General features: G+C 65.8%; 21 protein-coding genes. 5 read left to right on the top strand and 16 right to left on the bottom strand.

Annotation, left to right across the window (positions count from 1 at the left end; genetic code table 11):
* Positions 1 to 11: 11 nt before the first annotated feature.
* The 5 genes from ACR9Y6_RS17325 to ACR9Y6_RS17305 form a co-directional block, all read right to left on the bottom strand.
* Entirely contained in the window at positions 12 to 641 is a 630-nt protein-coding gene (locus ACR9Y6_RS17325; protein ID WP_481282407.1) for a hypothetical protein, read from the bottom strand.
* Positions 642 to 645: 4 nt separating this feature from the next.
* Positions 646 to 1,404, bottom strand: coding sequence for a twin-arginine translocase subunit TatC (tatC, locus tag ACR9Y6_RS17320; protein ID WP_371022462.1), 759 nt, complete (start codon positions 1,402 to 1,404; stop codon positions 646 to 648).
* Positions 1,391 to 1,804 carry a Sec-independent protein translocase protein TatB gene (tatB, locus tag ACR9Y6_RS17315; protein ID WP_426285774.1) on the bottom strand — a complete coding sequence of 138 codons (414 nt, stop codon included), beginning with the start codon at positions 1,802 to 1,804 and terminating at the stop codon, positions 1,391 to 1,393. The genes tatC and tatB overlap by 14 nt, the downstream gene beginning before the upstream one ends.
* Positions 1,805 to 1,817: 13 nt before the next feature.
* Positions 1,818 to 2,063, bottom strand: coding sequence for a twin-arginine translocase TatA/TatE family subunit (tatA, locus tag ACR9Y6_RS17310; protein ID WP_426285775.1), 246 nt, complete (start codon positions 2,061 to 2,063; stop codon positions 1,818 to 1,820).
* Positions 2,064 to 2,134: 71 nt separating this feature from the next.
* Entirely contained in the window at positions 2,135 to 2,767 is a 633-nt protein-coding gene (locus ACR9Y6_RS17305; protein ID WP_448098976.1) for a lipid-binding SYLF domain-containing protein, read from the bottom strand.
* A 166-nt stretch (positions 2,768 to 2,933) separates the two neighbouring features.
* Here ACR9Y6_RS17305 and hemH point away from each other — a divergent pair, with 166 nt between their 5' ends.
* Both hemH and ACR9Y6_RS17295 read left to right on the top strand, forming a co-directional pair.
* Positions 2,934 to 4,055: a ferrochelatase gene (hemH, locus tag ACR9Y6_RS17300; protein WP_481282406.1), complete on the top strand. Its 1,122-nt coding sequence runs from the start codon at positions 2,934 to 2,936 to the stop codon at positions 4,053 to 4,055.
* Positions 4,048 to 4,884 carry an alpha/beta fold hydrolase gene (locus tag ACR9Y6_RS17295; RefSeq protein ID WP_481282405.1) on the top strand — a complete coding sequence of 279 codons (837 nt, stop codon included), beginning with the start codon at positions 4,048 to 4,050 and terminating at the stop codon, positions 4,882 to 4,884. The genes hemH and ACR9Y6_RS17295 overlap by 8 nt, the downstream gene beginning before the upstream one ends.
* Before the next feature lie 155 nt (positions 4,885 to 5,039).
* Here ACR9Y6_RS17295 and cyoE read toward each other — a convergent pair whose 3' ends face one another.
* From cyoE to ACR9Y6_RS17275, 4 genes are read right to left on the bottom strand one after another with little or no spacing between them, the layout of a single operon-like run.
* Positions 5,040 to 5,957 carry a heme o synthase gene (cyoE, locus tag ACR9Y6_RS17290; protein WP_426285778.1) on the bottom strand — a complete coding sequence of 306 codons (918 nt, stop codon included), beginning with the start codon at positions 5,955 to 5,957 and terminating at the stop codon, positions 5,040 to 5,042.
* Entirely contained in the window at positions 5,954 to 7,102 is a 1,149-nt protein-coding gene (locus ACR9Y6_RS17285; RefSeq protein WP_481282404.1) for a COX15/CtaA family protein, read from the bottom strand. Before ACR9Y6_RS17285 ends, cyoE begins: the two co-directional genes overlap by 4 nt.
* The gene (locus ACR9Y6_RS17280) at positions 7,102 to 7,668 is read right to left on the bottom strand and encodes a hypothetical protein (RefSeq protein ID WP_481282403.1); all 567 of its coding nucleotides are present in this window, start codon (positions 7,666 to 7,668) and stop codon (positions 7,102 to 7,104) included. Before ACR9Y6_RS17280 ends, ACR9Y6_RS17285 begins: the two co-directional genes overlap by 1 nt.
* An 18-nt stretch (positions 7,669 to 7,686) precedes the next feature.
* Positions 7,687 to 8,397, bottom strand: a complete 711-nt coding sequence (locus ACR9Y6_RS17275; protein WP_481282402.1) for an SURF1 family protein — start codon at positions 8,395 to 8,397, stop codon at positions 7,687 to 7,689.
* Between the two features lie 41 nt (positions 8,398 to 8,438).
* Between ACR9Y6_RS17275 and ACR9Y6_RS17270 the strand changes: the two genes are divergently transcribed.
* A complete protein-coding gene (locus ACR9Y6_RS17270; RefSeq protein ID WP_072322441.1) occupies positions 8,439 to 8,675 on the top strand; it encodes a twin transmembrane helix small protein in 237 nt (78 codons plus the stop codon).
* Positions 8,676 to 8,735: 60 nt separating this feature from the next.
* Here the strand turns inward: ACR9Y6_RS17270 and ACR9Y6_RS17265 are convergent, their stop codons facing one another.
* Positions 8,736 to 11,333 carry a glycoside hydrolase family 31 protein gene (locus ACR9Y6_RS17265; protein ID WP_481282401.1) on the bottom strand — a complete coding sequence of 866 codons (2,598 nt, stop codon included), beginning with the start codon at positions 11,331 to 11,333 and terminating at the stop codon, positions 8,736 to 8,738.
* A gap of 57 nt (positions 11,334 to 11,390) precedes the next feature.
* Complete coding sequence (locus ACR9Y6_RS17260) at positions 11,391 to 11,933, bottom strand: hypothetical protein (protein ID WP_481282400.1); 543 nt, start codon at positions 11,931 to 11,933, stop codon at positions 11,391 to 11,393.
* A gap of 700 nt (positions 11,934 to 12,633) precedes the next feature.
* On the opposite strand from ACR9Y6_RS17260, the gene ilvA reads away from it, so the two are divergent.
* Positions 12,634 to 14,169 (top strand): threonine ammonia-lyase, biosynthetic, encoded by a 1,536-nt coding sequence (gene ilvA / locus ACR9Y6_RS17255; RefSeq protein WP_481282399.1) that lies wholly within the window; start codon positions 12,634 to 12,636, stop codon positions 14,167 to 14,169.
* Positions 14,170 to 14,176: 7 nt separating this feature from the next.
* Here ilvA and ACR9Y6_RS17250 read toward each other — a convergent pair whose 3' ends face one another.
* The 5 genes from ACR9Y6_RS17250 to ACR9Y6_RS17230 are packed head-to-tail and all read right to left on the bottom strand — an operon-like array spanning position 14,177 to position 18,281.
* Positions 14,177 to 15,067 carry a cytochrome c oxidase subunit 3 gene (locus ACR9Y6_RS17250; protein ID WP_481282398.1) on the bottom strand — a complete coding sequence of 297 codons (891 nt, stop codon included), beginning with the start codon at positions 15,065 to 15,067 and terminating at the stop codon, positions 14,177 to 14,179.
* A gap of 35 nt (positions 15,068 to 15,102) precedes the next feature.
* Entirely contained in the window at positions 15,103 to 15,228 is a 126-nt protein-coding gene (locus ACR9Y6_RS17245) for a hypothetical protein (protein WP_481282397.1), read from the bottom strand.
* Positions 15,229 to 15,231: 3 nt separating this feature from the next.
* Positions 15,232 to 16,845, bottom strand: a complete 1,614-nt coding sequence (gene ctaD / locus ACR9Y6_RS17240; protein ID WP_481282396.1) for a cytochrome c oxidase subunit I — start codon at positions 16,843 to 16,845, stop codon at positions 15,232 to 15,234.
* 33 nt (positions 16,846 to 16,878) lie between these two features.
* Positions 16,879 to 17,778: a cytochrome c oxidase subunit II gene (gene coxB, locus ACR9Y6_RS17235; protein ID WP_481282395.1), complete on the bottom strand. Its 900-nt coding sequence runs from the start codon at positions 17,776 to 17,778 to the stop codon at positions 16,879 to 16,881.
* A gap of 20 nt (positions 17,779 to 17,798) precedes the next feature.
* Entirely contained in the window at positions 17,799 to 18,281 is a 483-nt protein-coding gene (locus ACR9Y6_RS17230; protein WP_481282394.1) for a DUF2244 domain-containing protein, read from the bottom strand.
* A gap of 41 nt (positions 18,282 to 18,322) precedes the next feature.
* Here ACR9Y6_RS17230 and ACR9Y6_RS17225 point away from each other — a divergent pair, with 41 nt between their 5' ends.
* Positions 18,323 to 18,529 carry a hypothetical protein gene (locus ACR9Y6_RS17225; protein ID WP_481282393.1) on the top strand — a complete coding sequence of 69 codons (207 nt, stop codon included), beginning with the start codon at positions 18,323 to 18,325 and terminating at the stop codon, positions 18,527 to 18,529.
* The last annotated feature ends 51 nt before the right edge of the window (positions 18,530 to 18,580 follow it).

The raw sequence follows: 18,580 nt of genomic DNA, 5'->3' as shown, positions 1-18,580 counted from the left end.
GACACCTCGATTCACCAGAACTTCCACCACGGCCGCGAGGCCTTCGCCACCGCCTTGCGCACCTTGCGTGGGAGATCGGGGTCGGCGGGCGCGGTGGCCGTGGCCTCGGCCACGACCCAGCCTTCGCACGCCGTCGCTCCATAAGCCGACGCGGGCAGGTCGGCGTGGAAGGTGGTGACGCTCTGCGCAAGCTCGATCGGCAGGGAATAGTAGTGGTCCACGTCGTCGCCTTCCGCGTCGGCCGCGTCCTGCAGGCCTTCGATGCGCGCATGGATAGCGTCGAACGCCGCCGGAAGGCTACCGCTCGTGGAGAGGTCGCGCGTGTCGTCCTGTTGCCCATCGTGTTCGGCACGCCAGCTGCGGATACCGTTGATGTAGCAGGTGGCGGAACTCACCATCACGTCGTCGTCGTATTCGCAGGTGACCAGCACGCAGCCGCGCGACAACCGGCGCATGTCGTCCTCGGCGATCAGCGGCGCGGCGAAGCGGGTGACCACGACGAACCAGCCGTTCGGCAGCGCGATGGAGAATCCGCGTCGTGGCTGGGCCGCCGTCTGGCCATTCGGCACGAGGTCGAGCGCCGCGCGAACCTCGTCACCGCCCTTGCCCTTGACCGCGAGCCAGCCGATCGAGGCGCCCATGGCGTCAGTCCTGGACGGGTGGCTTGAGGAGGAAGCGCACCGCCAGCAAGCCCAGTTCGTAGAGCAGGCACATGGGAACGGCGAGCATCACCATCGACAGCAGGTCGGGCGGCGTGATGAACGCCGCGATGGCGAACGCACCCACGATGGCGTAGCCGCGCCCCTTGCTGAGCTTCTCGGCGTCGACGACGCCGATCGCGGCGAGGATCACCACGGCCACGGGCACTTCGAAGCAGAGGCCGAAGGCGAAGAACATCAGCATCACGAAATCGAGGTAATGCGTGATGTCCGTCATCATCGCGACGCCTTCGGGCGTGACCGCGTTGAGGAACTTGAACGCCGCCGGCAACACCACGAAATACGCGAATGCGCAGCCGGAGTAGAACAGCACCAGCGAGGCGACCAGCAACGGCCGGGCCAGGCGCTTCTCGTGCCGATACAGGCCCGGACTGACGAAGGACCACAGCTGGTAGAGGATCATCGGCATGCTGATGAACAGCGCCACGAAAAAGGCGAGCTTCAGCGGCGTGACGAACGGACTGGCCACTTCGGTGGCGATCAGGTGCGCGCCTTGCGGCATGCGCTCGACCAGGGGCTTGGCCAGCTCCGCATACAGATGGTTCGCCACCGGCACGAGGGCCAGCAAAACCAGCAGCAGCACGACGATCGCCTTCAGCAACCGCGTGCGCAGTTCCATCAGGTGGGAGAACAGGCCCTCTTCGACCACGTCGTCGGGCGACGGATCGGGCTCACGTGCGGTCATGCTGCTCGTTCCCGGACGGTGCCGGCTCGTCGCGCTTCAATGGAAGCATGTCGACCGCGGGGTCGGGTTCGCCGGCCGCGGCACGCGCCGTCTGTGTTTCCGTGAAGGTGTCACGCACGCGCTCGCCGGTGCCGCGGATCTCGGCGCTGGCGGCGTGGATGTCCTGGCGCACGCTGTCATGCGCCGCGCGGGCGTTGTCGGCGGTCTCGCGCAAGGTGCGCTTGATCTCCTCGGCCTGGATTTCCCGTTCGACCTCGGCGCGCACGCTGTCCCAGCCGTTGCGCATGCGGCGCAACAGGGCGCCGGCGGTGCGGGCCGCATGGGGCAGGCGTTCAGGGCCGAGGACGATGAGGGCGACCACCGCGAGAAGCAGCAGCTTGCCTAGACTGATGTCGATCATGGCGGCGCCAGGATCACTGACCGCGGTCGCGCGGCTCGCTCGTCTCGCTGTGGACCGGCGGCACCTGGGTCGACGCCGGCGGATCGGCGCGCAGCTTTTCCTCGCGCTCGCGGGCCGCCTTGGCCTCTTCGTCGCCATCCAGGCCCTTCTTGAAGTCGCGCATGGCGCCGCCCAGGTCCGAGCCGATATTGCGGAGCTTCTTCGTACCGAAGATCAGCACGACGACGAGCAGCAGGAGGACGATATGGGTAATGCTCATGGAAACCTCGAGGGCGCCCTCATCGGCGCCGGTGGGACGGGCCGGCGCCCAGGGGGGGCGCCGGTGGACGATCAGCGGTTAGTGTACTCCTCCAGTTTATCCCTGAATTCCACCACCTCGCTTGGAACATTCGTCACACCGCCTTCAAAAATGCGGCGGGCGGTGATCCCGGGGCCGTAGATTTCCTCGTTTGAGTCGTCGTCGATGCTGATCCGGGCGCCGTCCAGCGCGATGCCGGCGAAGAGGCCCTTGGCACGGGAATACGTGTAGATCTCGGCCTTCATCTGGCCATCGGTGGCCGCCGTGGCCGAGCGGCCCACCGGGCCGGCCGCGGCCGACGCGTTGGCGCCCATCGTGAATTTGCCGTCGATGATGCTGTCCACGCCACGGTCGGTGCGGAAGACGAGGATCACGTCGGTGGACTGGATGCCCGCCTGGAAGCCCACCCCGGCGGCGGCGGTGGAGATGAAATTCGGGTTCGACCAGGTGCCGTCCCGGGTCTTGATCGAGATCAGGCCCTCGCCCTTGGCGCCGGAAAAGACGAAACCGCCCTTGACCATGCCGGGGATCACGGCGATGGCGCGCGCGTTCTTCAGAAGGTCGGCCGGCAGGGACTTGTCAGGAGCGTCGTCGATCATCTCCGAGAGCACCCGCACCGCTTCCCTGGCCTGGGTACGCGGCGGGTCCGCCGCCTGCGCCGCCATGGACGGGAGCAGGGTGAGAAGTCCGAGGGCGAGCAGACGGGACAGGCGTGGGGACATCGGGTGGCTCCTTTCTGGCGCGGGAAGGCATCGGCTGCGGCAATGCGAGCAAGCCCCGCCGCGCCGCCGTATGGCAGACTGCGGCGATCCCCGCGAGCGCCGGACGCCGATGCCAGGTACGCCAAACTATACCGGCCTTGCCGGCCATTCCCACGACACCCTGCCCCAGGCGGCGGTGCTGCTGGTTAATCTCGGTACACCTGACGCGCCCACGGCAGCCGCCGTCCGCCCCTACCTCGCCCAGTTCCTTGGCGATCCGCGCGTCATCGAGTATCCGCGATTGCTTTGGCTGGCGATCCTGCATGGCGTGATCCTGCGTGTGCGGCCCAAGCGTTCGGCGCACGCTTACGCACGCATCTGGACGGCGGAAGGTTCGCCCCTGCGCGTGGGCAGCGAGGCCCTCGCCGCCGCGCTCCAGGCCGAATTGTCCGAACGCGCCCCTGGCCCCGTCCGGGTGGCGCTGGCGATGCGCTACGGCAAGCCCGACGTCGCGAGCACCATCGCCGCCTTGCAGCGCGAGGGCGTCCGCCGCCTGCTGGTGCTTCCGCTGTATCCGCAGTACTCGGCCACGTCCACGGGAAGCGTGTTCGACGCGGTCGCCGACACCGTAAAGGGACTGCGCTGGCCTCCGGAACTTCGCCAGGTCAACGACTACCACGGCGAGGCCACCTACATCGCCGCGCTGGCCGATAGCGTCCGCGCGCACTGGGCCGCCAACGGCCGGGGCGAGAAGCTGGTGATGAGTTTCCACGGCATTCCCGAGCGGTACCTGCGCGCCGGGGACCCGTACTTCTGCCAGTGCCACGCGACGGCGCGCCTGCTTCGCGAAGCCCTGGGCCTTTCCGAGGACGAGGCGCCGATCAGCTTCCAGTCGCGGGTGGGGCGCGAGCGCTGGCTGCATCCCTACACGGATGAGACGGTCAAGGCCCTCGGCGCGCGCGGCATCAAGCGGATCGACGTGGTCAGCCCCGGCTTCGCCGTGGATTGCCTGGAGACACTCGAGGAAATCGCCATGCAGAACGCGGATTTCTTCCGCGAGGCCGGCGGCGACACGCTGAGCTATATCCCCTGTCTCAATGCCACGCCGGCACACGTGCAGGCCTTGACCGGCCTTGTCCTTCGGCATGGCCAGGGCTGGCCCGAGTTCTCGCCCGGCTACGATGGCGCGGCCGCCGTGGCGCACCTGGCCGCCGCCCGGGAACGTGCCCGCCGGATCGATGGCGATGCGTGAGCTGAAGGTGTCGATACCGGGGCTGGAACTGGCCGCCCTGAGCTGGGGCGAGCCGGATGCGCAGCCGCTGGTGATGCTGCATGGCTGGCTCGACAACGCCGCCAGCTTCGCGTTGCTGGCCCCGCACCTGGCGGAGCGCTTCCATGTGATCGCGCTCGACCTGCCCGGGCACGGTGGCTCGCGGCATTTTCCCGAAAACATGATCTACCAGCACGTCGATTACGCCCGCGCCGTACTGGCCGCCATCGATGCCCTCGCCCTGCCCCGCTTCCACCTGCTCGGGCATTCGCTCGGTGCCGGCGTGGCGACCCTGGTGGCTATCGCGGCACCGGAACGCATCCGCGGGCTCGCCCTCATCGAAGGCCTGGGGCCGCTGGGCGACGATGGTTCGCGCACGCTCGACCGCTTCCGCGAAGCGATGGCGGTGAAGGCCGAAGGCAGCCGTCCGCTGCGCGTGTTTCCTTCCATCGACGACGCCGCGCGTGCCCGCGCCCTGGCGAGTGGACTCGACGCGTCCCTCGCACGGCACATCGTCGAACGCGGACTTCGGGAGGTCGAAGGCGGTTACAGCTGGCGCAGCGACCCGCGCCTGTCCCGGCCCACGCCGATCCGCCTGGCGGAGACGCAGGTCATGGCCTTGCTGCTGGGTCTCGCGGCGCCGACGTCACTGTTGCTCGCCCGCCCGAATGCGCCCTATCTCGAACCCGAGGCGATGCAGGTGCGCATCGACTGCGTGGCGGACATCGAGGTCACCCACATGGATGGCGGCCACCACCTGCATCTCGAACGCCCTGCCGACGTGGCAAGCTGGTTGCACACAGCGCTCTAGTATGGCCTTGCGAAGGTGACTTCAGGTGGTGGGAGCCGACCCTGTCGGCGATGGGTGCTTGCCGTAACCTGGCCCGCTGCCGCGGGATCGCCGACAGGGTCGGCTCCCACCTGAAGCGGCTTCCACCGTGAAGCGGCTTTCGCGCCTTCCGCCGATCAGGCCACCGGTTCGAAGCGGAAACCGGTCTGGATGACCGGGTCGACCAGCCAGTGGTCGGCCAGCAGGAAGGCGAACAACACCATCAGGTAGACGATGGAATAGTTGAACATCTTCATGGCGAAGAGGTCGTCCGGCGGGTTCAGCATGCGCACCGCGTACCAGAGGAAACCCGCACCGAGCACCACCGCGCCGAACAGGTAGATCAACCCGCTCATGCCGGTGAAGAACGGCAGGAGGGTCACCACGAAGAGCAGGATCGTATAGAACAGGATGTGCCAGCGCGTGTAGGTGACACCGTGGGTCACCGGCAGCATCGGCACCTGCGCGCGTGAATAATCCTCGACGCGGAAGATCGCCAGCGCCCAGAAATGGGGCGGCGTCCAGACGAAGATGATGAGCAGCAACTGCAACGCATACGGATGCAGCGAACCGGTGACGGCGGTCCAGCCGAGCATCGGCGGTGCCGCGCCGGCGATGCCGCCGATGACGATGTTCTGCGGCGTCGCACGCTTCAGGTAGGCGGTGTAGATCACCGCATAGCCGATCAGCGAGAAGAAGGTGAGTACCGCCGTGAGCATGTTCACCAGGAACACGAGGACCAGCATCGAGACGATGCCCAGGCTCATCGCGAACACGAAGACCTGCATCGGCGTGAGCTGGCCCGTGGCCAACGGGCGATGCGACGTGCGCGTCATCAGCTTGTCGATGCGCTGGTCGATCAGGTGGTTGAACGCCGCCGCCGAGGCGGAGGCCAGCCAGATGCCGAGCGTGCCGAAGACCACGGCGTGCCAGCCGGGCAACATGCGCTGCCCGTTCGCATCCACGGCGAGGAACATGCCGATGATGGCGCAGAAGACCAGCAACGCGACGACGCGCGGCTTGGTCAGTTCGAGGTATTGACCGAGGATGCTCAAGGGGACTCCGGCACGGACAGGCGCTGCGTGCTGGCAAGCGCCACCAGCAGGGTGAACAACAACAGCGCGGCGACACCATTGTGCGCCGTGGCCACCGGTAGCGGCAGCCCGAGGTGCACGTTGCCGATGCCGAGCAGCACCTGGGCCACCAGTACCACGGCGACGGCGATACCCGCCTTGCGCAGCCCGGCCCTCGCCAGCCGGTGGGACAACCAGCCGAGGTAGCAGAAGGTCACCAGGGCGCCGATGCGATGGGCGAGTTGGATCGCACTGCGCGCGGCCATGTCGAGCACGCCGCCTTCGTAGTTGACACCGATGCCGCGCCAGAGCACGAAGGCCTGCGGGAAATCGGTCTCCGGCCACCATTGGCCAAGGCACTTGGGAAAGTCGGTGCCGCACGCGAGCGCGGCGTAGTTCGAACTGGTCCAGCCGCCGAGGGCGATCTGGCACACCAGCACGACGATGCCGATCGCGACCGGCGCACGCAAGGCGGCGAAGCGGTCGTCCGGCGTGCCGACACGCCACCAGCGCAGCGCCACCCAGGCCAGCAAGGCGAACGTCGCCAGGCCGCCGAGGAGATGGCCCATCACCACGATGGGCTTCAACAGCAGGGTCACCGTCCACATGCCGAGCATGGCCTGGAAGATGATGACGGCCAGCGCCGCCACGCCGGCCTTCCACGCGCCAGGGCGGTCGAGCGTCGCGGCGGCGATCAACGGCAAGGCGATCGCTAGCGCCGACAGGCAGGACGAGACCACGTGCTCGCCACGCATGTACATGACCACGCCCACCGCGGCGAACACCGCCGCGAGGGCGACCGACAGCACGGCGAAGCGACGGCGCCATGCGGCGATCAGCGCGATCGCCAGCACCATCACACCCAGGCTGCCGGCAAGGAAACGATGCACCTGTTCACGCCACGCCTTGTGCGTCTCGTAGGGGCGATCGGGAAAGGCCTCGTTCGCCTGCGCGATGTCCTGCGCATGGCCCGGCCAGGTGGCCTTGCCGTAGCAGGTCGGCCAATCGGGGCAGGAGAGCCCCGCGTTCGACAGGCGCACGAAGGCACCGAACATCACCACGCCAAAAGCGAACAGCGCCGCGAGCAGCGCGAGCGTCCTCAGGACCTTCACGGAACGCGGCGACATCAGCGGATCACCTTCTGCAGGTCCTTGCGCAGCCCGTTCGGGTCGAAACCCGCCGGGTAATACGACAACGCCGTCGCGTTGGACTCGACCAGCACGGCGGCCACGCTGTCCGGTTCAGTGGGGCGGAACTCGCCGAAAGCGTCCGTGGGATCGCTGCCGACCTTATAGGCGGCCATCACCGCATCCGCCCCGGCCGCCGTCGGCGCGCCACCCAGGTAAAGCAGGCGCAGCCGGTCGGCGTTGCGGTTGAGCACGATCCGCGCATTGCGCATGAGGCCGAGGGTGTGCACGCAACGCACCGCGCAACCCGGGCCCGGCAGTGCCACCAGGGTGAGGCGCGGTTCGACGTCACGCCACGCCCAGGGCTGGCCATCGACCTCCACGCGTACGCCGGCGAGGCTGCGCTGCGGCACGATCGGCTGCCCGTTGCCCTTGCCCTGGGGTTGCCAGCCGGAAAGGGTGAGCAACCCGGCGGCGACGATCGGCGCGAGGAAGACCAGCATGATCAGGACCAGCTTGAGGCGGCCGCTGCGGGGTGTCGTGGTTCGGACGGTCGGATCGGTCATGAGCTCTCGGGCCGCTACTCAGCGTCGCTTGCGGTGCAGGAGGACGAAGATCACCAGCGCCGCGAAGGCGAAGGTGAACCACTGGAATGCGTAGGCACGATGGCGTGCCGGGGGCATGAAACCCGGCGTCCAGTCGCGCGTGTAGATGCTCGCCGGATCGGCGTCCAGCAGGAGCACGCGAGGATACAGCGAGCGGCCCAGGTCGGCGCCGATTTCCTTCAGGTCCATGTAGACGACCGTCTTCTCGGCGCCCCGCTGCAAGGGCAGGCGGTCGCCGCCCATGCGGATGCCCACGCCAGGCGGCGGCACGTATAGCCCGCGGACGCTCGTCTGTCCCGCCGGCAGGGGCGGCAGGCGGGGGTTCGCACCGGACTCCTTGGGCAGGAACCCGAGGTCGATCAGCAGGTAGGGGTCCTTGCCGAACGGGGCGAACGGCGCGTACACATGCACCCCCACCTTGCCCCCATGGGTCTGGTCGTCGAGCAGGTAGTAATGGCCGGGCACGAAGGCGCCGCGCACGTCGACTCGCGGGTAGCGGTCGTCGGGCGGAACCTCGGCCACCGCGCCGAAGTCCTCGACCTCGGCCCCGGCCGATGCGGCGAACCGCCGCAGGAGCTCGTCCTTCTCGTCCGCGCGATCCAGTTGCCAGACGCCCAGGCGCACGAAAACCAGCACGCCAGCCACGGTGAGTGCGACAGCGAACCACGTCGGACGGCGCAGGAAGGTCATGCAAGACCCTGCGTGGTGACCGCTATACTCGGATTGTCGAAATGGGGCGGAACGGTCACGTGGAAACCATCTACAAATACGCGCTGGTGATCCTGCTGCTGGTGGTGCTGTTCAACCTCGGGCAGGCCCTGTTCTTCATGATGACCGACAAGGGACAGAGCAAACGCACCGTCTGGGCCCTCACCCGCCGCATCGGCCTGTCGTTGCTGCTCATCGCCATGGTGGCGCTGGGCATCTTCATGGGCTGGCTGCACCCCCATGGGGTCGGGCAATTCTAGCGCTTGTGCCAGCAAGACCAAGGCGCGGTGCGGCAATCGGTGCCGCACCGCGCCGCCGGATCAGCGATCCGTGCCCAGTCGGGCCTTGAACGTCGCACGCATGTCGGCCGGCACGCCACCCTGTTCCAGCGCCTTGTCCAGTTGCGCGTAGCGCTTGCGGAACGCGGCGACTTCCTCGGCGAAGCGCTCCGGGTGGTAGTCGATCAGGAGGTCGGCTTGTGCGGCGAGCGAGACGTCATCGGGTACGCCGTTCACGTCCTGCCAATGCGCTTTCAGCCACGCCACCGCCTTGCGCACGTCACGCATCTGGCCTATCAAGCCATTGACGTCGGGTGCGTTCGCGGGCCACGTCACTTCGACCAGCTGCGCCTTGTCGTAACCGTGCTCGGGCAGGGTCACGTGCAGCGTGAGATCCTCGCCGGTGAGGCGCCAGGTACCGGGCTTCGCGTCGTCGGAGCGGCTGAGCGCCACGCCATCCACCGTGACACTCGCCGGCATCGCCGAGCCCACCACGTCCACGGACCACTGGCGCGACATGGGCATGCCCGCATAGCTACCGGCACGGGGTGCGATCTTCACGCGAAGGGCGTGCTTCGACCACTCGGACGAGAGCGCCGTGCGTGCGAACGCATTGCCACGGTAGGCCTCGTCGTCACCCGCGTCCTCGTATAGTTCCGCCTTGCCGTTGCCACCCGGGTAGACACGCAAGGTACGCGCGCCGCGGTCGTGGGCCACGCTCACCGTCGGATCGGTGTTGGTCGGGACGATGGCGCCCGCGCGCGCGAACACCGGCACCTCGTCCAGACGATAGCGGCCGCCGAACGTGCGGCCGCCCTTCACGACGCTGCCATCGACGGTGTCGAACCAGTTCCCCGCCGGCAGCCACGTATCGTGCGTGGTGAAGCCGTCGACATCGCCGGCCGCGGTCACCGGCGAGACCAGCAGGTCGTCACCGAACATGTACTCGCCGCTCGCCTTATAGGCCTCGCCATTGTCCGGCCACGCGTAGTACATCGGGCGCACCAGCGATATGCCCGTGTCGTACGCCTTGCGGCCCATGGTGTAGGTGTAAGGCAGGAACGTGTAGCGTGTAAGCACGGTATCGCGAAGCGCATCGAACTCCGTCGGCGCGAAGCGCCATGGCTCCTTCGTGAGATCGGGATTCTTGGTGGTATGCGTGCGCATGATCGGACTCCATGCGCCGAACTGCATCCAGCGGATGTACAACTCCGGGTCGATCCGCCGCGTGGCCGGATCGCTTTCGTCGCGGAAGGTATGACCACCGAGGTCGTGGCTCCAGTAGCCGTACAGCACGTTCGATGCGGTGGCCGTGAAGCGCGGCTGGAACGCCAGCGAGCCCCACGAGATGATCGAATCGCCCGAGAAGCCCACCTGGTAACGATGGTTACCGAGACCACCCCAGCGATGGTAGATCAAGGCGCGCTTGTCGCCCTGCTCCTGCATGTGGGTGAAGAACACATGATTGAGCCACCACGTGTTGGACAGGCCCGGCATCGCCTTCGATTCCTTCCACTGCTGCCAGTCCAGCCACCAGAAGCTCACACCCAAGGCGTGCAGCGGATCGAGCACCGTGCTGAAGTACGCCGCCATGTACGTCGCATCGGCCGCCTCGAACGGCAGCGGCTTCGCCGGGTCGGCCTTCAACGCCGCCATGAAATCCTTATAGGCGTCTTCGTGGGGCAGGATGCCGGACGCCGGATGCAGGTTCAGCGTCGTCTTCAGCCCCTGCTCGCCAAGCCAGCGAAGCAGGCGACCGGGTTCGGGGAACAGGCTGCGGTTCCACGTATAGCCCGTCCAACCCATGCTCTGGCCGTTGATGTCCTTCTTCGGATGCACCCACGAAAGACCGTCGGTACGATGCCAGTCCATGTCGATCACGAGGACGTCGAGCGGAATGCCATAACGGTTGAAGTGGGCGACGAGATCGCGCAGTTCGTCGTCGCTGTAGTTCCAGTAGCGCGACCACCAGTAACCGAAGGCATAGCGTGGCGGCAGCGGCTCGCGCCCCGCGACGAGGGCGAAGTCACCCAGCGCCGCGATGTAATCGTGGCCGTAACCGAAGAAGGTGTAGTCGATGCAGTCCTGGCAGGCGCGTCGATGCACCCAGGGCAGTTTCTCTTTGCCCAGCACGAAGCTGCCGGTATCGTCGACGAGATGCCAGCCATCGCGCGAGATCAGGCCATCGCCCAGGTCGAGCAACGAGTTGTCCGAAGCGTGGCGCTCGCCGTCCACCTGGTCGAGTGTGCGCGCGGTGCCGCCGAGGTTGGCGGTTTCCTTCAATCCGGGGTGCCAGTCGATGGCCGGCTTCGTCGTCTTCGACGCGATACCGAGGTTATCGGCCGTGAAGGCGCCCGAGCCTTCCTTGTAGCGCAGCGTGAGCACGTCCGTGCGAATGACCAGCCAACCCTTTTCATGATCGACCCTGGCCTTCACGTCCGGCGCGCTGCCGCGCGTGGCGAAAACCAGCGACGGCGCATCCTCGAACCGCGCGTTCGGCGAATACTCCATGCGGATAACGCGTGGCGTGAGCACCGTGAAGCGGGCTTGCCCGCTGACAACGGGCGCATCGGTGGCGTGCAGCGGCGCGGTGGCGGCACACGCGAACACCGCGAGCGCGACCAGGCGAGACATCTTCATGCGGGGCCTCCCCTTTTCAAGGAGGCCCGAACCTAGCATGAGATCGATTTAACCGGGTTAGCCATCCAGACCTGCGCGAGAATGGCCCTGATTCGACCGCAGATTTAACTGCAACTGAGTCGGCGCGGGGCGCCAATCCTCGGGGAAATAATGGTAAATATCCTTGTCGCCAAATAGGAACTCGACCTTATACACAGGGAAGATCTTTTCCATGTGGAAAGTCAGCGGCATCTCGATCTCACGCAAATGATCCTCGAGTTCACCCCCATTGATCTTCGGAACGTATCCCTTACCCAAGTCAACGATAAGCGACTTTCCATCCTCACTGAAGCGCACCGTCGGGCTGGAAATGATGCCTTGCCCATCCATTCGCTCCTGATTCGAGACGATGTCCTGTGCCATGCCAGTGAGCACCTCCTCGATTTCATCACGCTGGGCCAGCGTCAATGAAGATGGTGCAGGCAACTCGCTTGGGACGGTGCTTATGGTCGGAACGGCAAACGCCATTGGTGCAGCTGCCATGTTGGCGACAATGTTTGCGGTTATTGCGATTATCGCAAACGTGCTGGATCGGCCAGGCCGCCCGAATCGATCGATCATTCACTTTCTCCTTGATATGACGCTCCGCGGCCACCTATCGATGACCGTGCCACTCATGAGGCGATGGCGCGATTGCACTTGCCGTACGAAATTATCGGCGGGAGCAAGACTAGTGACGGAACAGTGGGCCTCGTGACAAGCCGACACGAAAACAGTGCGCGTTAACGGCAACTGCAACGAGTGCAATGACTTGCGTTGCGCATAAATCCAATTCGCCGACTCTCGAATGGCACGCGCATCGGTTGGACGAATGCGGCAAAGCGAGAAAATCCTCACTTCAAGGAATTAGCCCGATGTCGGGATCATTCCCAACGGCCCGCGAGGGTAGTTGCCACGCTCACCCACGATCCGCGGCACGGCCCGAAGGGGAGTCGTCGGGTGCCGTTCTCAGAGCGATTCCGCAGGGAGGCGAAGGCCGGACGAGGACTTAGCGAAGAGAACGGCATGCGACGACTCCCCCGCCCCGAGGCGCCAAAGCCACCACGATGGCGAAGCCGAGAACCACGAGCGGTTGACACCAAGCCACCACCGGGCGAGGATCGACCCATGAACCGTCCGTCCGACCTCATTACGCTGATTAGCATCGCCATCGCATCGATGGTGGGTTGAATCACGCGCGCAAGGTGACCGACAACCCGCCCCCAGAGGCGGGTTTTTCATAACCGCCTCCGGCCCACCGCCCGACCGGAGACATGTTTCGATGCAAGCCCCCGCCCCAGACGCCGCCGACTACCTCCGCCGCATCCTCAATGCACGTGTCTACGACGTCGCGCGGCGTACGGAACTGCAGCACGCCACCGTGCTATCCGAGCAACTGGGCCACGACATCCTGCTCAAGCGCGAAGACACCCAGCCGGTGTCGTCGTTCAAGCTGCGCGGCGCGTACAACCGGATCAGCGGCCTTCCCGCCGACGTGCTGGCACGAGGGATCATCACCGCTTCGGCGGGGAATCACGCGCAAGGCGTCGCCTGGTCGGCGGCACAGCTCGGCGCGCCCGCGGTCATCGTCGTGCCGCAGACGGCCCCACGCGTCAAGGTGGACGCCACGCGCCGCTTCGGTGGCCCGACGGTCGAAGTCGTGGAGGCTGGCGAGTCGTACAACGAAGCGTTCGTGCACGCGCTGGCGCTCCAGCGCGACAGGGGCATGACCTTCATTCCCGCCTTCGACGATCCGGATGTGATCGCCGGGCAAGGCACCGTGGCCATGGAGATCCTCGGCCAGCACCAGGGACACATCGACGCCATCTTCGTGCCCATCGGCGGTGGCAGCCTCGCCGCCGGCGTCGCCGCTTACGTGAAGGCCGTGCGACCGGACATCAGGGTCGTCGGCGTACAGACCCACGATTCCTGCGCGATGGCGCGGTCGATCGAGGCGGGCCATCGCGTCGAACTGCCGGAGGTCGGGCTGTTTTCCGATGGGACGGCCGTGAAGCTGGTCGGCGAGGAAACGTTCCGGTTATGCAGGGATTACCTGGACGAGGTGATCCTCGTCGATACCGACGAGGTCTGCCTGGCCATCAAGGACATCTACAAGGACACGCGGCGCTTCGTCGAACCGGCGGGCGCCCTGGCCGTGGCCGGAGCGCGCCGATACGCCTCGCAAGCCGGGGCGCGGCGACTCACGCTGGTGGCGATCACCTCGGGCGCCAACCTCAACATCGATCGCATACGCTTCATCGCCGAACGCGCCGCGGTGGGCGAGTCGCGCGAGGCGATCTTCGCCGTCAGCATTCCCGAGGAGCGTGGCAGCTTCCTGCACTTCTGCGAACTGGTGGGCGAGCGCAACGTCACCGAGTTCAACTATCGCCTGGGAACGGACGACAAGGCACGGATCTTCGTGGGCTTGCAGATCGACGACAGGGCCGAGGAGGCGCCCCTGGCCGCGACCTTCGAGGCCGCCGGTTTCTCCGTCGTCAACCTGGGGGGCGACGAACTCGCGACCCAGCACATCCGCCACATGGTCGGCGGCCGCTCGACGGATGCGCAGGGCGAGCGGTTATTCCGCTTCGAATTCCCCGAGCGCCCCGGCGCGCTGATGCGCTTTCTCCGCTCGATGTCGCCGGAGTGGAACATCAGCCTGTTCCACTACCGGAACCAGGGCGCCGATTGCAGCTCCACCCTGGTGGGCATCCAGGCCGGCGCGGACGATGCCGCGCTGACGCGTTTCCTCGACCGGCTCGGCTACCCGTACCGCGAGGAAACCGCCAATCCCGCCTATCGCCTGTTTCTTCGGTGAGCGCCGGTCAGAGCACGTAGACGAAGAGGAACAGCGCCAGCCAGACCACGTCGACGAAATGCCAGTACCATGCGACCGCTTCGAAGCCGAAGTGGTCGTCCTTGGAGAAGTGACCCTTCGCGCAGCGCACCCAGATGATCGCCAGCATGATCGTGCCCAGGGTCACGTGCATGCCGTGGAACCCGGTGAGCATGAAGAACGTGGCGCCGTAGACGCCGCTGCCGAGGGTGAGGTTGAAGTGTTCGTAGGCTTCCGCGTATTCGTGGGCCTGGAACCAGAGGAACAGGCAGCCCAGCAGCACGGTGGCGCCGAGGCCGATCAGCAACGTCTTGCGGTGGCCCGCCTTCAGCGCGTGGTGCGCGATGGTGATGGTCACGCCGGACGACAACAGGATCAGCGTGTTGAGCAGGGGCAGGCCCCACGCCGGGATGGTCTGGAACGAGCCGCCGATCTTCTCCGGGCCACCGCCACCGCTGGCGCCCCACGCGGCTTCATAGCCCTGCCAGATGAACTGGTGGGTGAACACGCCGTGGCCTTCGCCGCCCAGCCAGGGCACTGCGAAGAGGCGCGCGTAGAACAGCGCGCCGAAGAAAGCACCGAAGAACATCACTTCCGAGAAGATGAACCACATCATGCCCATGCGGAACGAGCGGTCCACCTGGCCGTTGTAGTTGCCGGCCAGCGATTCGTTGATCACCGAACGGAACCAGCCGAAGAACATGCCCAGGATCATGGCGATGCCGACCCAGAACAGCGGCTTGCCGAAGCCGCCCTCGCCGGGCTGCGCGTTCAGCCAATGCGCGGCACCGAACACGGTGACGAACATGGAAACCGCTGCCACGATCGGCCAGTAGCTCTTGCTCGGTACGAAATAGACGTCTTGTTGCTGGTGACCCATGGTGGTTTCCCGTGGATGTCGCTTGTTTTAGCCGGTCAGACCTTCAGCATCTGCACGATCGAGAGCAGGAACACCGCCACGGCGAAACCGCCCGCGATGAGTGCCGTGCGACGGGCGCGCTTGCGGCGCGCCCCGATCTCGATGTCCGTGGTGTCCTGCATCGATCAGTGTTCCGTGTTGCCGTGGGCGAGCTCGTCGTCGTGGATGACCGGCGGCACGTCGAAGGTATGGAACGGTGCCGGCGAAGGCACGGTCCACTCCAGGCCCTTGGCGCCTTCCCACGAGCGATCGGCGGCCTTCTTCTTGGAGAAGAACACGCAGTGGATGATCACGCCCAGGAAGATCAGCTGCGAGGCGCCGAACCAGAAGCCGCCGATCGAGCTGATCATGTTGAAGTTGGCGAAGGCCACGTTGTAGTCGGGAATGCGGCGAGGCATGCCGGCGAGGCCGAGGAAGTGCTGCGGGAAGAACAGCACGTTGACCGAGATCACGCTCGACCAGAAGTGGATCTTGCCCCAGGTCTCGCTGTACATGTTGCCCGACCACTTCGGAATCCAGTAGTACGCGGCGGCCATGATCGAGAACGCGGCGCCGGTCACCAGCACGTAGTGGAAGTGCGCCACGACGAAGTAGGTGTCGTGGTACTGGAAGTCCGCAGGAGCGAGGGCGAGCATGAGGCCCGAGAAACCGCCGATGGTGAACAGGATCACGAAGGCGATCGAGAACAGCATCGGCGTCTCGAAGGTCATCGAGCCGCCCCACATCGTGGAGACCCAGTTGAAGACCTTCACGCCCGTCGGCACCGCGATCAGCATCGTCGCGTACATGAAGAAGATCTCCGCGCCCATCGGCAGGCCCACGGCGAACATGTGGTGCGCCCAGACGATGAACGAGAGGAAGGCGATGGAGGCGATGGCGAACACCATCGCGCGATAACCGAAGATCGGCTTGCGGGCGAAGGTGGGAATGATCTCCGAGATGATCCCGAACGCGGGCAGGATCATGATGTAGACCTCGGGATGCCCGAAGAACCAGAAGATGTGCTGGAACAGCACCGGATCGCCGCCACCGGCGGCATTGAAGAAGTTGGTGTGGAAATACTTGTCGGTCAGCAACATCGTGACCGCGCCCGCCAGCACCGGCATCACCGCGATCAGCAGGAATGCCGTGATGAGCCAGCTCCACACGAACACGGGCATCTTCAGCAGGTCCATGCCCGGGGCGCGCATGTTGAGGATGGTCGCGATGATGTTGATCGCACCCATGATCGAGCTGATGCCCATGAGATGGACGGCGAAGATCGTGTACGCGATGGACTCACCCTGCAACGACAGCGGCGGATACATCGTCCAGCCGCCGGCGGGACCGCCGCCCGGCATGAACAGCGTCGACAGCAACAGGATGAACGCGAACGGCATGATCCAGAAGGACAGGTTGTTCATGCGCGGCAGCGCCATGTCGGGCGCGCCGACCATGAGCGGGATCATCCAGTTCGCCAGGCCCACGAACGAGGGCATGATCGCGCCGAAGATCATCACCAGCGCGTGCATCGTCGTCATTTCATTGAAGAAATACGGCTGCACGAGCTGCATGCCCGGCTTGAACAGTTCCGCGCGGATAACCATCGCGAAAGCGCCGCCGATGAAGAACATCGTCAGCGAGAAGATCAGGTACAGCGTACCGATGTCCTTGTGGTTCGTGGACATCACCCATCGCTGGAAGAACCCCTTCGGGGCCCCATGGTGATCGTGGTGGTCGTGGGTGGCTGCGTGCGCCATGGCCTTGCACCTCTACCTTAAAACGTAAGCGGGTTAACCCTGGGGGGCCGGGGCGGGAGCGTTCTGGGCGGTCTGCGCGGCCTTGCGTACCTTGGCCTCGTCTTCCTGCGTCGCCAGCCACTGTTCGAATTCGGCCTTGGGTACGGCCCTGACCACGATCGGCATGAAGCCGTGGTCCTGGCCGCAGAGCTCGGCGCACTGGCCGCGGTAGACACCCGGCTCCTTGATCTTGGTCCAGGCCGCGTTGGCGATGCCCGGGATCGCGTCCATCTTCCAGCCCAGCGCCGGCACCCACCAGGAGTGGATGACGTCGCCGCCGACGATGATGAAGCGGATCTTGGTGCCGACCGGGACCACGAGGGGCTTGTCCACGTCCAGCAGGTAGGTCTGGTAGCCGTCGACCTGGATCTTGTCCGGATCGAGGTTGGACTTGAGCTGGCGGGTACGGTCGGAGGTTTCTTCCAGCTTCGACATGAAGCCGACCTGGTCGACGCCCTTGCCCTTGTAGTCCACGTAGTCGTAGCGCCACTTCCACTGGTAACCGGTGACCTTGATGGTCATCTCGGAATTCGTGGTGTCGGCGAACGAGGTGAGGCCACCGGTGGCCAGGTGGGCCAGGAAGATCAGGATGATGACCGGGACGACGGTCCAGACCACTTCGAGCTTGGTGCTGTGCGACCACTTCTCGGCCACGGCGCCGCGCGACTTACGGAAGCGGAACATGGCCACGAACATGGCGCCGAAGACGACGATGCCGATGACCACGCAGACCCACAGGGCCACCATGTGCATGGCGTAGGGCGACCACTCCGCGGCGCCCTTGGTCATGTTCAGCTGGTTCGGTTCCGGGTTGGCCCAGGCCGTCCCTCCGAACAGCGCGAAGGCGCCCGCCGCCCACGCCGATACCGATCGTCCGATGCCGCCAGATGTCATGTCTTGCACCTTTGTTGAACCTACCTGCGCCTCTGGCCGGAAACTTCGGACAGCAGCACCATGAGTTTCCTTGACGCTTCGACCCTTTCCTCTTCCCCAAGGAAGGCGCCGATTTCCAGCTCGTTGCCGTGCGACGTGAGCAACAGACGCTTTCGCCCGTCCCCCGGTGCCAGCCCTACCTTCAACCAGTACGTCTGGAACCGGACCGTCCGGTGTCCCGGCACGGCACGAACCTCCAGCGTATCCGGCCCTATCGCGATACGTTCACCCCTGTCGCCGGCCCGCCAGGCCGCGCCAAGCGCGAACCCCACGACGAAGGCCTCCACCAGGGCGAACACGGGAGCGAATACATTCCCCTGCCACGCACCGAGCGACGCCGTCGCCAGGGCCAACACCGCCAGGCCGATGATCAGTCGACGCAGACCGCGCTTGTCCAACGCACGGTTGGGCCGGAGCCACAACACGCGCGGCTGACCCGCGACGGTCGGTCGAAGCACGATCATGGGGACCCGGCGTGCCTGGAACGTTGGGATGATAGGGCGGTATGGATGCCCCGGACAAGTTGCCGCATCTTGACGGGCACGGCGCCAGCGGAACAAATGGCCCGGCAAAGCCGGTGGGAGCCGAGGTAGGAAGCGCGCTGGCGCGCGATCAGCTCGTGGTGGGAAGCGCGCTGGCGCGCGAATCCGGCCTCGCCGAAGGCTCGATCGCGCGCGAGCGCGCTTCCCACCAGGGCTCGCTTCCGCAATAACCCACGAAAGGCCGTGCTCCCCTACAATGGGCGGTCTCCCACGCCCTCATC

The organism is Luteibacter sp. TLI7-4A (assembly GCF_056754745.1).
This window is presented reverse-complemented; position numbering and strand designations above follow the sequence as displayed.